This window comes from Natrialba sp. PRR66 (assembly GCF_034808065.1).
Classification (GTDB): domain Archaea; phylum Halobacteriota; class Halobacteria; order Halobacteriales; family Natrialbaceae; genus Natrialba; species Natrialba aegyptia.
The window spans coordinates 488,737-500,993 of the sequence record NZ_JAXHGN010000003.1 but is presented as its reverse complement, the minus strand read 5'-3'; the positions used below and the strand labels follow the sequence as shown (position 1 = coordinate 500,993).

The window sequence follows — 12,257 nt, the reverse complement described above, 5'->3', positions numbered from 1 at the left end:
CGTTTCTATAACTATTCCGGTATCTTTCGCGACTCAGTCAGTCGTGAACTCGAGTTCAGCGACCGAACCCGTCTCGTCGAGGGTCGCCCGAACGGTCGTATCGCCGATGTCGACCGACAACCGAACGCGATTCGGGTCCGTCCCGCTCGACTCGAACTCGAGTTCGACGGCGGACGTGACGGGGTCGAGTTCCCACCAGTACTGCGTTCGCAGGGGGCGGCCCTGGCGGTGGTACAGCCGTTCGATTTCGGGGTGGGTGAGGAGCGCGAATCCGACCGGAACGGACCAGGCAGCGCCGCAGGCGTCGCAGGCGGCGGTAAAACGGACGGACTGGCCGGCTGTGTCGTCGCCGCTGCTGTCGTCAGCCGACTCGAACTCGGGTGAAATCGACGAATAGCACTCCGAACACGTGCCGTCGACGACCAGTTCGTACGACTGGAAGGCGAGCGTCGTCGCGAGTTCGATCAGGTCTTCGATCGACGCGCCCGCCGCTGCGTTCGGCGGCAGCGCCCAGACGAAAAGCGGATGTTCGTTCTCGCAGGAGACGGTGAGGATCCCGTCTCGGTAGGTTGCGGAGACGGCCGCCCCGCAGAACGTACACGCGCTGTCGACCGGCGTCGGTCCGAGTGCGTCAGTGTCGGTATAGGTTCCGGCGACGATCGCAGTGAGCACCGCGGAGCCAGCGTACGTGAGCCGGTAGCCGCCGTCGCACTTCTCGACGAACGTGCCCCGGAGTTGCTCGAGGTGGTAGCGAAACTGGCCGGAGTCGCGAAGGCCGACGGCTCGCCTAAGCGTCGAAAACTGGACGACCGGAGTGGCCGCCGCCTGCTGGTGCTCGAGGAACGCCCGGAGGATATCGACGCGAATCGAATTCCCGAGCGCGGCGAAGGCGTCAGCGGGATCGACGTTCGCGGGCGCGGCGGCATCCGTATCTGCGTTTTCCGCGGTGAACTCGTCCGGGTCCAGATCTGTGCCCGTATCTGTCTCTCCGTCCGCGTCCATTCCGGCGTCAGAATCGGTTGGCGTGTCGTCCATAGCGACTGGTGTGCGAGCGAAGCCGGTTACTGTCCCGGCAGGTCGAGTTCTTTCCCGTCGGCGTACACCGTCGGCTCGCGGATGATGCCGTCGAGGTGGATCGGCGCTTCCACGTCGCCGCCGATACCCGCGTCGTCGCCGACGGCGATGTGGACCGTACCGCCGGCCTTCTCGTCTAACAGGACCGAGCCGACGAGTTCGGTGACGGCGACGTTGGTTCCGATGCCGAGTTCCGCGAGGTTGCGGGCGGCGTCGCCCACGTCTTCGGCCGCGTTCTCGACGGTTTCGCGGATGTCGTCGTCCGAAATGTCCGTGACGAAGCCGTCCTCGACCTCGAAGGAAAGGGTCTGTCCGTCATCGAGCAGGCCGTGGGGCATCATCGTCCCGTCGACGACGAACGTGCCGGTCGCGGTCTCGGGGCTGACGAACACCTCGCCCGCGGGGAGGTTCGACATGACGCCGGCCTCGTGGACGATGCCGGTGTCCGAGCGGAACTCGCGGTCGCCGATGCCGAACGTGATGTCGGTTCCTGCGGGCGCGGTGACGCGGATTTCGTCCGCGCCGTCGACCTGTTCGCGAACGTCGGCGCAGTGGTCGGCGATCAGTTCGTAGTCGGCGTCGAGGCCGGTGGTGAAGACCTCCTCGGTGATGCCGGGGAGCGTGGCGACGCGCGCGCCGGCCTCGTTCGCCTCGGTGCGGGCGCGGGTGTGGCTCAGGCTCTTGGTCGTCGGGGCGAGGACGACGTCCGCGCCGGCCATCGCGGCCGCGACCGGCGCGGGCGGTTCGCCGCCGTGGGTCTCTCCCGGCGGGTAGCGGACGATCACCGCGTCGTCCGTGATCTCGCTCGCCACCTCGTAGAGGGTCTCGCCGATCGGTTCGCGCTTGTCGTCGGTAATGATCGCGCAGGATTCGTCCGGCTCGAGTGCCAGACACTGTTCGACGGCCGTTTCGGCCGGACCGCGAAGATCGGAATCAGCAGCGGACATACCTCAGCGTGGGCACGGCGGGCGAATATGTCTTCCCCTCCGGCGGTTCCACGCTGGTGAACTCGATAGCCGATCGGCTACGGTCGCCGGTGCGACGACGCCGTCGCCGACGCCGAACGTCCCTCTTGGAACCGCTACAACGACCATTTCACCTTGGCAGATAGTTATAGGAACGACTCGCGACGATCACCGTATGGACGAGTTCACTCGCCGAGGTGTCCTCCGTGCCGTCGGCGCGGCCGGGGCAGTCGGTACCGTCGCCGTTGCAGGGTGTCTCGACGCGTCGGCAGACGGTTCGCCGAACGGCGACGACGGGATCGACAAAGACGACGACTACGACGAGATCGCCTGGAGGTACGACACCGGCGGCAGCGTCGAGACGGTGCGAGACGGCATTCTCTACGGACAAGAGGATTTCGTGGACGGCACCGGCGGCGTCCTCGCTCTCGATGCCGCGACCGGCAAGCCCGAGTGGCGCTTCGGACGAACGGGCGGGTACAGTTCGTACACGGCACCCGTCGTCGACGAGTTCGTCTACACCGGCTACGGCGACGACGCGATCGGTAGCGGCTCGGGGTCAGTGTACGCGCTCGACGACGACGGTACCGAACGCTGGACGGGCGAAACGGGAAGCGTCTATCACCGGCCGCGTCTCGCCGACGGACTGCTGGTCGTCGGCAGCGACGACGGGGCCGTCCGCGGATTCGACCGCGACAGCGGCGACGAACGGTGGACCGTTTCGGTCGAAGGCGAGGGCGTGGGCGTGGGCGACCCCGCACCAACGAGTCCGACGGTCGAAACCGTCGCGGACGGCGTCGCGTACGTCACCACCGACGAGACCCTCTACGCGTTCGACTTCGCGAATGGCGACGAACGGTGGCGCTACGACGCCGGGAACCGGCTCTCGTCGCTCACGGTCACGGATACCGTCTACTTCACCACACGGGATCGCGTGGGAGCGATTTCGGTCGACGGCACCGAACGCTGGACGACCGAACTCGACTCGGTGAAGCGACTCCGCGCCGTCGTCCGGGGAACCGTCTTCGTCGTTCGCGGAGACGACCTTTTCGCGATAGACGCCGCGGACGGAACGGAACGCTGGAGTGACGAACCCGACGCCGGTGCTGACACCGATCGGACGATCCGCATCGCTGCAGGAGCGGAAACCGACGGCGACGAGCGCATCTACATCGCTGAGAGCGTCGGCTCCGATCCTGCAACCCTGCGCGCGCTGGCGCTCGACGGCGACGAACGGTGGTCGACCGCACTCGGCGACGTGAAGGAGTCAACGAAGCCCGAAGCGAAAACCGAAACGGAGCCCCGTTCGATTTCGACCGCCGACGGCTCGGTGTACGTCGTGACCGCCGACGCGATCCACCGGTACGCCTTCGGCGGCGAAAATCACTCGGCGGTGCCGATCGCCGACATCTGGAGTCACACCATCGGCGAACTCGCGTACGTCGGCACTCGCGACGCCGTGTACGGACTCCGCTTTTGAGCCCCCGATCGAATCCGTCTGGAAACTCTCAACCGAGTAAAAATCCCTCGAGAAGCCTCGAAACGGTTATCCGACTCGGTAGTGGACTGCCGGATACAGACAATGATCAAGGTCGCGATCAACGGCTACGGAACCATCGGCAAACGCGTCGCAGACGCCGTCCGGGCCCAGCCCGACATGGAAGTCCTCGGCGTCGCCAAGACGCGGCCGAACTTCGAGGCCGAAACGGCCATCGACAAGGGATTCCCCCTCTACGCCGCCATCGAGGAACGCGAAGACCAGTTCGCGGCCGCCGGCCTCGACATCGCCGGGCCCGTCGCCGAACTCGTCGACGCCGCGGACATCGTCGTCGACGCCACCCCCTCCGGCATCGGTGCCGAGAACAAATCACTGTACGAAGAGTACGACACGCCCGCGCTCTATCAGGGCGGCGAGGACGCTGCACTCGTCGACACCAGTTTCAACGCGCGCTCGAATTTCGAGGACGCCGTCGACGCCGACCACGTCCGGGTCGTCTCCTGTAATACGACCGGCCTCTCGCGCGCCATCGCGCCGCTTCGCGAAGCGTTCGGTGTCGAGAAAGTCCGCGCGACGCTCGTCCGGCGCGGCGGCGACCCCGGCCAGACCTCCCGCGGGCCGATCAACGACATCCTTCCGGACCCAGTGACGATTCCGTCCCACCACGGCCCCGACGTGGAGACGATCTTCGACGACTTGGACATCGACACGCTCGGAATGAAGGTGCCGGCAACGCTGATGCACATGCACAGCCTCAACGTCACGCTCGAGGAGGCGGTCGACGCCGCCGAGGTTCGCGACCTGTTCGGCGACGAGTCGCGCCTGTTCCTGATTCCGAAGCACATGTCGATCGACGGCAGCGGCAAGCTCAAGGAGTACGCCCTCGATGCGGGCCGTCCGCGCGGCGACATCTGGGAGAACGCCGTCTGGGAGGAGTCCATCTCGACCGTCGGCCGCGACCTGTATCTCTTCCAGGGAATCCACCAGGAAAGCGACGTGGTCCCCGAGAACGTCGACGCGATCCGGGCGGTCACCGGCAGCGCCGACGCCGAGGAAAGCATCCGGACGACCAACGAGGCACTCGGAATCGGACTGTAACGTTCTCTCTTGGTTTTGCGATTTCTCTTGGTACAATTCTACGGTCGGACAGTCTATTCCAGATAGCGTTCTATGGCTTAGAGAGAGTGTTGATATCCACCGGTAACCGATTCGTTAACTCCTGTTTTGAAAATAATCCAAAGATGACGACACGATCCCAAGTATTATGAGAAAGAATAATCCGATAGAGAGAAAGAGAAATAGTAATTCAGAATAAATATTGCTAGTTCCTAGAGTATTAAATGCAAGTGTGAATGCGATAATAGACAAGATTGTCTCTTCAACGTCCATAGAGAGGATCAAAACTGAGTATGTTTATAGTTTTCTCTACCAGTACCACAGTAATTGTGGCCGTATGAGTCATTCTGCCTCAATAGCATTCCAAACACACCCTCCCAGTATAGATACGATTCAAATAGGCATTTGAGAGGGGGAGAGAGTCGTCCTAACACTCAGATCAGCGTATGGGGTGTGAAATGAGTTCAGAGAATCATGCGTAGGATTATGGCCGATACTGGGTTTGCAATTACGTATCCGAAACAACTAGTTCCGACAGAAAGTTTTTCCCGCACGGGCCACTACCAGTTCCTATGCGAAGAGACGACCGCGACGAGCCCTTCGACGACCTCTTTCGTGAGATCGAGCGGATGATGAACGAGATGATGAACAACAGCGATGCGAACGTCAACTTCAACACCTCTCGCGATATCGACAGCGGCTTCGGCATGGACACCCACGTCGACATCCACGAGACGGACGACGAACTCCGCGTCGTCGCCGACCTCCCCGGCGTCGAAAAGGAGAATATCGACCTCGAGTGCGACGGCAAGACGCTGACCATCTCCGCCGGCAGCGACCACCGTCAGTACGACGAACGCATCACCCTCCCCCAGCGCGTCAACGAACACACGGCCTCCGCAACCTACAACAACGGCGTTCTCGAGGTCGTCTTCGATCCCGCAGAGCAATCCTCGGGAATCAGTCTCGAGTAAGTATCACTCGCGGTCAGACGGACGTTTCAGCCGCCCCGCCGTCCCCCTCGTCCTTCAGCGTTCAGCGTTCATCGAGTATCGACATCTCTGAGCGGTAGCACGAGAGCATGAGAGCGCGAGAGCAGCACATGGAAAGACGCGCTTGTCGAGAACACGTCAGTCGCCTGCTCGCGCCCGCGAACGAATCGCAGCCGCAAGCCGATCGTAAAAGTCCGGCTCGTACTTCGTCTCCTCGTCGATCGTCGGCCGCGCGTTCGTTTCGTTGACGACGACTGCCTCACCCGTGACGAGTAAATCGACCCCCACGAACGGAATCTCGAGCGTCCGCGCAACCGACTCGGCGAGTTCACGCCACGGTTCCGGCAGGTCGACGCCGGTGGCCTCCGCCCCCCGGTGGACGTTGTGTTTCCACTGCCCCGACGAAACCGCGTCGTCGGGCAGCCGTCGCTCGACCGCGCCCGCGTACTCGCCCTCGAGAACCATCACCCGGTAATCAGTCGCCCCAGGGAGGAACTCCTGGACGAGAAACGAGCGGTCGTCGGTCGCCCGGTAGTCGTGGACCAGCGAGAGGTAGTCGCAGATACCGAGAAACGAATCCAGGTCGTGAGCCTTCGCGACGCCGACACCCCGCGTCGTCGAGTTCGGTTTGACCACGACGGGCGGCTCGAACCGATCGAAGACGGCCGTCAGTTCGGACTCGGACACGTCGTTCGAGACGTACTCCGTCCGCGGGACCGGGAGCCCGGCCCGGTCGAGCCGGGCGAGCACGTCGGCCTTGTTCCGCGAGGTGAGCACGGCGTCGCGGTCGTTGAGCCACGCCACGTCGAGCAGCGCGTCGGCGACGCCACCCTCCATCATCCGCCCCGGATAGACGAAGCCAGCGCTGAACTCGTCGGGCGACCACGGCGGGTCCCCGAGCGGGACAACGCGTTCGCTTACGGGGACGTGGTGGGCGCGAACGCCGCGCTCGGCGAGCGGGTCGCGCATCCGCTGGAACGTCTCCTGGTCGTTGGCGACCGCGAGATCGATCATGCTCGGGAGTCAGGATGGAAGCGATAAAAAGCTGCTCGAGACTGCGACCTGAATGAACTCTGTGGCCGGGAGTGCGACTCGGAGGAAGGAGGAATCACACCGTTCCCAATCGCGAGTGAGCCGAGCCAACGAGCGGGCCGACGACCGATGTGGACGTACGACTCTCTGGAGCGAAAGAACGGAAGGAGAAGTGCTTTTACTCGAATTTTGCCGAGGGCGCGGCGAAGCCGCGTCCGCAGAGCAAAACTCCGAATTACGCGATCAGCTGCTCTTCGCCCTTCTCGACGACGACGCGACACGGCGGCGAAATTTTGTTGTACGCACGACGGAGTGCGTCCTTGGCGAACTCGGCGTCGTCGACGTCACACCAGATCGTGAAGATGCGCTCGCCCTGATCGATCCGGGCGGCGGTGCCGACGATCTTCCCGAACGCCTGGCGCATCCCGTCGGAAACACGGTCTGCACCCGCGCCAGTTGCCTGCTTGTTCTCCCGGATGACGTGGTGGGGGAATTTGCGCAGGATCATCTTGTAGTTGCCCTCGCCGGCGTTTTTCAGCATGTGACGGTTCGCCGAGAGCCGGGAAGCCTCGAGACTACCGTGGCGGAGCTGGACTTCCTCTTCCGTGATGAGGCTAATCTGGATGGGGTAATCCTCGGCGTCTGCCTGCAGGTCGCCCATCTTGTGCTGTGCAATCTTCGAGCCGGGAATGCCAGTGATGTACTCGCGTCGCGTGTAGGCTGGCTTGCTGATTTCCCGGTACATGGAGGCGGGTTTGTCGGACATGGTTGTGGTTACTTACGAAAACGCAGGCCTACCGTCCGGATAAAGCCTTCGAAGCACGCGCTCGAGTTCAGTATCGGCACGTCGTCCGATGGATCGATCCATCGGGGTTCGAAACGACTGCTCGATCGGGCCGGCCACAGTGTGAGTCGCGGATCGTACGCCGCGACATGAACCGCCACAGTCGGTGGAATTCGGCGGCGTCTTTATGGTTCCGCCGCGGGTAACACAAGGCATGTTGAGGAGTTTCCGGATCGGCTCTCTCTTCGGAATCCCGATCAAACTGGATATCACGTTCTTGCTGGTGCTCCCGCTGTTTGCGTACCTCATCGGGTCCCAGATCAGCGATGTCTCGGACATCCTGAACACGACTCTCGGTGCGGGAATCGACATCGGGTACATCACGTCCGGGGTGAATCCGTGGCTCTTCGGCCTTGCGGCGGCGCTCGGGTTGTTCGTGGGCGTCGTGTTACACGAGCTCGGGCACTCGCTGACGGCCCGGCGGTACGGATTTCCGATCGACTCGATTACGCTCTGGCTGTTCGGTGGGGTTGCATCGTTTACCGAGATGCCCGAGGACTGGCGACAGGAGTTCGCAATCTCGATCGCCGGGCCGATCGTCTCGGTTCTCGTCGGCGTCGGCTCCTTTGTGCTCTTTACCGTGACGCCGGTCGGATTCGACGGCGCGCGGTTCGTCCTTTCGTATCTTGCAATCCTGAATATCGCCCTCGCCGCGTTCAACATGTTGCCGGCGTTCCCGATGGACGGCGGACGTGTGTTGCGGGCGTTTCTCGCCCGGTCGAGACCGTACGCGCAAGCGACCCAGCAGGCCGCGAGCATCGGGAAGTTCCTCGCGGTTCTGATGGGGCTGTTCGGTCTGCTTCAGTTCAATATCATCCTCATCGGGATCGCCTTCTTCGTCTACATCGCGGCCTCGAGCGAGGCCCAGCAGGTGACGATGAAAGCCGCCTTCCAGGACGTGACCGTCGCCGACATCATGACCCCTGCAGGCAATCTTCACACCGTATCACCCGAGACATCGGTCGCAGAGTTGGTGCAGCGGATGTTCAGCGAACGGCACACGGGCTATCCGGTCATCGACACGAGCGGATTCGATAACGGACGGCTGGTCGGCCTCGTGACGCTCTCGGACGCCCGCGAGATCAAACCCGTCGAGCGCGACGCCTACACGGTCGAGGAGATCATGACGACGGATCTCCAGACCATCTCGGCAGACTCGGACGCGATGACCGCGATCGAACGGATGCGAGAGCACAATATCGGACGCCTCCTCGTCGTCGAACGACAGTCGCCGACACAAACCCAAACCCAGCCCCTCGGCACCGATGGCTCTACGGAACCCGCCACGGAACTGAGAGAGCCACAGGAAGGCGACGATCTCGTCGGCCTGATCTCGCGGTCCGACGTCATGACCGCCTTCGATATCGTCCAGAAGAGCGGTGCCGTCGGACTCTCACAGACACAGCGTGCGGACTGACACCCCGTTCTCCCGCTAAAACCCCGTCTCCCGTGCCGAGACCAACATTCTTAACCGCAGCCGTGGCCGACGATGTGTCGATGCCACCGGCCATCGATACTGTCGATCTCGTGAAGGATTACGGTGATCTCCGAGCGCTGAACGAACTCTCGCTCACCGTCGAGTCGGGCGAGTTCTTCGGCCTGCTCGGCCCCAACGGGGCCGGCAAAACGACGTTCATCAACACGCTGGTCGGCCTCGTCCGCAAATCCGGCGGCGAGGCGCGGGTCTTCGGCTACGACGTCGAGGACGACTACCGCCAGGCACGCGACGCCATCGGCCTCGCGCCACAGGAGTTCAACGTGGATCGGTTCTTCCCCATCAAGGAGGTGCTGATGCACAAGGCCGGCTACCACGGGATTTCCGAGGACGAGGCCGCCGACCGGGCCGACGAGGTACTCAAGCGTGTCGGCATCTACGACAAGCGAAACGAGCGCTTCGACTGGCTCTCGGGAGGGATGAAACGGCGACTGCTGCTTGCGCGGGCGCTCGTCACCGACCCCGACCTTCTCATTCTGGACGAACCGACGGCCGGGGTCGACGTGCAGTTGCGCCACGACCTCTGGGACCTCGTCACCGAACTCAACGACGAGGGCACGACGATCCTCCTGACGACCCACTACATCGAGGAGGCCGAACGCCTCTGCGACCGCGTCGCGATCATGAACGAGGGCCACAAGGTCACGGTCGCGACGCCGGACGAACTCAAACAGCGCGGCACCGATACCGTCGACGTGCGCCTCGAGTCGCCGCCCGCAGCCAGCATCGCGACCGAACTCGGCGCGTACGCCCACGACGCGACCGTCACCGGCGACCGCCTCGAAGTCCGCGTCGACGACGGCGGCTCGACCGCCCCGCAACTGCTCAGTGAACTCGAGACGATGGGCTACGAGATCGCCGATCTCGAGATTTCGCGCACGTCGCTCGAGGAGATTTTCGTCGACATGACGAGACAGGAGGATCGCTCGGTGACGCGGTCGGATGCACCGAGTGCAGCTACCGGTACTGCCGATGGGCCGAAATCCGAACGCAACGATGGCCGGACAGGTGGAACGCAGGAAGCGGCGACCGACCGAGAACCCGACTCCGAGCGGGAACAGGAGGGGATCGCCTGATGCTTTCCGTCGGCTTTCGCGCGCTCTTCAAGCGAGAGGTGTTACGGTTCGTCCGTCGGCCGAAGAACACGTTCATGCCGCCGGCGATTACGAACGTGCTCTACTTCGCCGTCTTTGGGGTGATTCTCGGCGGGCGCATCGACGAACCAGTCGATGGGATCGGATACATCCTCTTTCTCATTCCGGGGCTCGTCGTCCTCGGAGTGATCTCGAACGCCTTCGAGAACGCCTCGTTCTCGATCTTCCACGGGCGGTGGAACGAGTACATTCACGAGACGTTGACCTCGCCGCTGTCCTACGTCGAGATGGTCGTCGCCTACGTCGCCGCGAGCGCGGTTCGCGGGCTGATTGTCGGCGTCATCGTCGCCGTCATCGGCGCGCTGTTCGTCCCGGTCACTGTCGAACACGCCGTGTTCCTCGTCGTAACGATGGTCGTTATCGCCGCGCTCTTCGCCGGGTTTGGGATCATCGGCGGGCTGATCGCTCGCGACTTCGACGACCTCACCGTGATGAACCAGTTCATCCTTCGCCCGCTGGTGTTCTTCGGCGCGGTCTTCTACTCGCTGACCATGCTCGAGCCGATCTGGCAGGCCGTCTCGCTGTTGAACCCGATGGTATACATGGTCGATAGCGTCCGGTACGGGCTGCTCGGCCACTCCGACATGTTCGACGTCATGCCGGCCGCCGCCGGCGAGTTCGCACCGCTGCTCTCGCTCGGCGTGCTCGTCGTGCTCACCGCAGGCGTCCTCGCGCTCGACGTCTATCTGTTCAAGATCGGATACGGGTTGACGGACTGACACGGACTGCTGTCCTGTCAGTTATTTCCGGGCACCCGCGACACGTCTGCGGTTGCGCGGGGAACTCGTTCCGATAATCCGTACGAGTCGTCGAGCGAGCGATGTACACCTGGCTCAGCATCGAACGATGGGAGGAGAATGACCGTTTGAAATCCCCGTCGAAGTTCGCCGACGGATTCCCGCCTCTAGGCGTCGAGTTCAGCAACCTGGACGAGTTGTTTCCCGATGTTCTCGCCCTCGAACAGACCGAGGAACGCATCGGGTGCGTTCTCGAACCCGTCGACGACGTGGTGACGGTAGCGGAGGTCGTTGTCTGCGACGAACGTCGAGAGCCGATCGAGGGCTACGTCCCAGCGGTCGTCGTAGTCGCCGACGAGGAACCCCTCGACGTGTGCGCGGGTTTCGATCAACTTGGCGAGTTTTCGCGGTCCGGTCGGTACGTCCGTGGCGTTGTAGATCGAAATCTGCCCGCAGACCGCGACGCGGGCGTCGACGTTCAACAGCCGCCAGACGGCATCCGTGATCGGGCCGCCGACGTTGTCGAAGTACGCATCGACGCCGTCGGGACACGCTTCGGCCATCGCCTGTCCAAGATCGTCGACCTCCTTGTAGTTGATCGCGTCGTCGAATCCCAGATCGCCGGTGAGCCAGTCGCATTTCTCGTCGCTGCCGGCGGTTCCGACGACGCGCGCACCCGAAAGGCGGGCGAGTTGACCGGCGACGGAACCGACTGCGCCAGCGGCGGCCGAGACGACGACGGTGTCGCCGGGGGACGGATCGGCGACATCGAGCATGCCGAAGTACCCGGTCACGCCGGGCATGCCGAGGACGCCGAGGGCGGTCGAGACCGGGCCACGGTCGGGATCGACGGGGCGGAGTTCGTCCCCGTCTGCAACGGCGTGCTCGGCCCACAGGAGATTGCCCGTGACGACATCGCCTGCCTCGAATCGATCGTGGTTCGACTCGAGGACTTCGCCGACGATGGCGGCTTGCATCGGGTCACCGACATCCCAGGGTTCGGCGTAGGATTCGGCGTCGCGCATTCGACCGCGCATGTAGGGATCGACGGATTGGTACAGTGTTCGGACAAGGACCTCGCCTTGACTGGGCTCGGGACGGTCGACGGTTACGAGTTCGAAGTTGTCGCGGGTCGGTTCGCCGGTGGGGCGGCTGGCGAGTCGCCACTGTCTGGTTTCTGCCATACCGAACCTAGCGGTCGGCGACGGATGAAACGCCGGCTCGCGGAAGTCAGTGCCGGTGCTGCGATCGACGGGGTCAGTGCCGGTGCTGCAATCGACGGGGAATGAGAGGGGCCTCGAAAGCTGGGCGGCCTCGTCGTTGGCTTCCTGCTTTTCGTGCTCGTCCACT

General features: G+C 63.4%; 11 protein-coding genes. 6 read left to right on the top strand and 5 right to left on the bottom strand.

Annotated elements, in window-relative coordinates:
- Positions 1 to 33 precede the first annotated feature (33 nt).
- Positions 34 to 1,035, bottom strand: a complete 1,002-nt coding sequence (locus SM755_RS12905; RefSeq protein ID WP_323173015.1) for a helix-turn-helix domain-containing protein — start codon at positions 1,033 to 1,035, stop codon at positions 34 to 36.
- Positions 1,036 to 1,061: 26 nt separating this feature from the next.
- Positions 1,062 to 2,021 (bottom strand): aminopeptidase, encoded by a 960-nt coding sequence (locus SM755_RS12900; RefSeq protein WP_323173014.1) that lies wholly within the window; start codon positions 2,019 to 2,021, stop codon positions 1,062 to 1,064.
- Positions 2,022 to 2,214: 193 nt separating this feature from the next.
- On the opposite strand from SM755_RS12900, the gene SM755_RS12895 reads away from it, so the two are divergent.
- From SM755_RS12895 to SM755_RS12885, 3 genes are all read left to right on the top strand, one after another.
- Complete coding sequence (locus SM755_RS12895) at positions 2,215 to 3,519, top strand: PQQ-binding-like beta-propeller repeat protein (RefSeq protein WP_323173013.1); 1,305 nt, start codon at positions 2,215 to 2,217, stop codon at positions 3,517 to 3,519.
- A 102-nt stretch (positions 3,520 to 3,621) separates the two neighbouring features.
- A complete protein-coding gene (locus tag SM755_RS12890; protein ID WP_323173012.1) occupies positions 3,622 to 4,635 on the top strand; it encodes a type II glyceraldehyde-3-phosphate dehydrogenase in 1,014 nt (337 codons plus the stop codon).
- 590 nt (positions 4,636 to 5,225) lie between these two features.
- Entirely contained in the window at positions 5,226 to 5,627 is a 402-nt protein-coding gene (locus SM755_RS12885; RefSeq protein WP_006110596.1) for an Hsp20/alpha crystallin family protein, read from the top strand.
- 156 nt (positions 5,628 to 5,783) lie between these two features.
- Here the strand turns inward: SM755_RS12885 and SM755_RS12880 are convergent, their stop codons facing one another.
- Together SM755_RS12880 and SM755_RS12875 are read right to left on the bottom strand one after the other, a co-directional pair.
- Positions 5,784 to 6,659 (bottom strand): RimK family alpha-L-glutamate ligase, encoded by an 876-nt coding sequence (locus SM755_RS12880; protein WP_323173011.1) that lies wholly within the window; start codon positions 6,657 to 6,659, stop codon positions 5,784 to 5,786.
- Between the two features lie 253 nt (positions 6,660 to 6,912).
- The gene (locus SM755_RS12875; protein ID WP_006110598.1) at positions 6,913 to 7,443 is read right to left on the bottom strand and encodes a 50S ribosomal protein L16; all 531 of its coding nucleotides are present in this window, start codon (positions 7,441 to 7,443) and stop codon (positions 6,913 to 6,915) included.
- Positions 7,444 to 7,675: 232 nt separating this feature from the next.
- On the opposite strand from SM755_RS12875, the gene SM755_RS12870 reads away from it, so the two are divergent.
- The 3 genes from SM755_RS12870 to SM755_RS12860 all read left to right on the top strand — a co-directional run bounded on the left by SM755_RS12870 (position 7,676) and on the right by SM755_RS12860 (position 10,889).
- Positions 7,676 to 8,938: a site-2 protease family protein gene (locus SM755_RS12870; RefSeq protein ID WP_323173010.1), complete on the top strand. Its 1,263-nt coding sequence runs from the start codon at positions 7,676 to 7,678 to the stop codon at positions 8,936 to 8,938.
- Positions 8,939 to 9,018: 80 nt separating this feature from the next.
- Positions 9,019 to 10,092 carry an ABC transporter ATP-binding protein gene (locus SM755_RS12865; protein ID WP_323173009.1) on the top strand — a complete coding sequence of 358 codons (1,074 nt, stop codon included), beginning with the start codon at positions 9,019 to 9,021 and terminating at the stop codon, positions 10,090 to 10,092.
- Positions 10,092 to 10,889: an ABC transporter permease gene (locus SM755_RS12860; RefSeq protein WP_323173008.1), complete on the top strand. Its 798-nt coding sequence runs from the start codon at positions 10,092 to 10,094 to the stop codon at positions 10,887 to 10,889. Before SM755_RS12865 ends, SM755_RS12860 begins: the two co-directional genes overlap by 1 nt.
- 185 nt (positions 10,890 to 11,074) lie before the next feature.
- Here SM755_RS12860 and SM755_RS12855 read toward each other — a convergent pair whose 3' ends face one another.
- On the bottom strand, positions 11,075 to 12,091 hold the full coding sequence (locus tag SM755_RS12855; RefSeq protein ID WP_323173229.1) for an NADP-dependent oxidoreductase: 1,017 nt from the start codon (positions 12,089 to 12,091) through the stop codon (positions 11,075 to 11,077).
- Positions 12,092 to 12,257: the final 166 nt, after the last annotated feature.

What these genes read in the sequence shown, in the direction of transcription:
- SM755_RS12890 (WP_323173012.1), top strand. Translation starts at nt 3,622, where the DNA reads ATGATCAAGGTCGCGATCAACGGCTACGGAACCATCGGCAAACGCGTC.
- SM755_RS12880 (WP_323173011.1), bottom strand. Translation starts at nt 6,659, where the DNA reads ATGATCGATCTCGCGGTCGCCAACGACCAGGAGACGTTCCAGCGGATG.
- SM755_RS12875 (WP_006110598.1), bottom strand. Translation starts at nt 7,443, where the DNA reads ATGTCCGACAAACCCGCCTCCATGTACCGGGAAATCAGCAAGCCAGCC.
- SM755_RS12900 (WP_323173014.1), bottom strand. Translation starts at nt 2,021, where the DNA reads ATGTCCGCTGCTGATTCCGATCTTCGCGGTCCGGCCGAAACGGCCGTC.
- SM755_RS12870 (WP_323173010.1), top strand. Translation starts at nt 7,676, where the DNA reads ATGTTGAGGAGTTTCCGGATCGGCTCTCTCTTCGGAATCCCGATCAAA.
- SM755_RS12860 (WP_323173008.1), top strand. Translation starts at nt 10,092, where the DNA reads ATGCTTTCCGTCGGCTTTCGCGCGCTCTTCAAGCGAGAGGTGTTACGG.
- SM755_RS12865 (WP_323173009.1), top strand. Translation starts at nt 9,019, where the DNA reads ATGCCACCGGCCATCGATACTGTCGATCTCGTGAAGGATTACGGTGAT.
- SM755_RS12885 (WP_006110596.1), top strand. Translation starts at nt 5,226, where the DNA reads ATGCGAAGAGACGACCGCGACGAGCCCTTCGACGACCTCTTTCGTGAG.
- SM755_RS12905 (WP_323173015.1), bottom strand. Translation starts at nt 1,035, where the DNA reads ATGGACGACACGCCAACCGATTCTGACGCCGGAATGGACGCGGACGGA.
- SM755_RS12895 (WP_323173013.1), top strand. Translation starts at nt 2,215, where the DNA reads ATGGACGAGTTCACTCGCCGAGGTGTCCTCCGTGCCGTCGGCGCGGCC.
- SM755_RS12855 (WP_323173229.1), bottom strand. Translation starts at nt 12,091, where the DNA reads ATGGCAGAAACCAGACAGTGGCGACTCGCCAGCCGCCCCACCGGCGAA.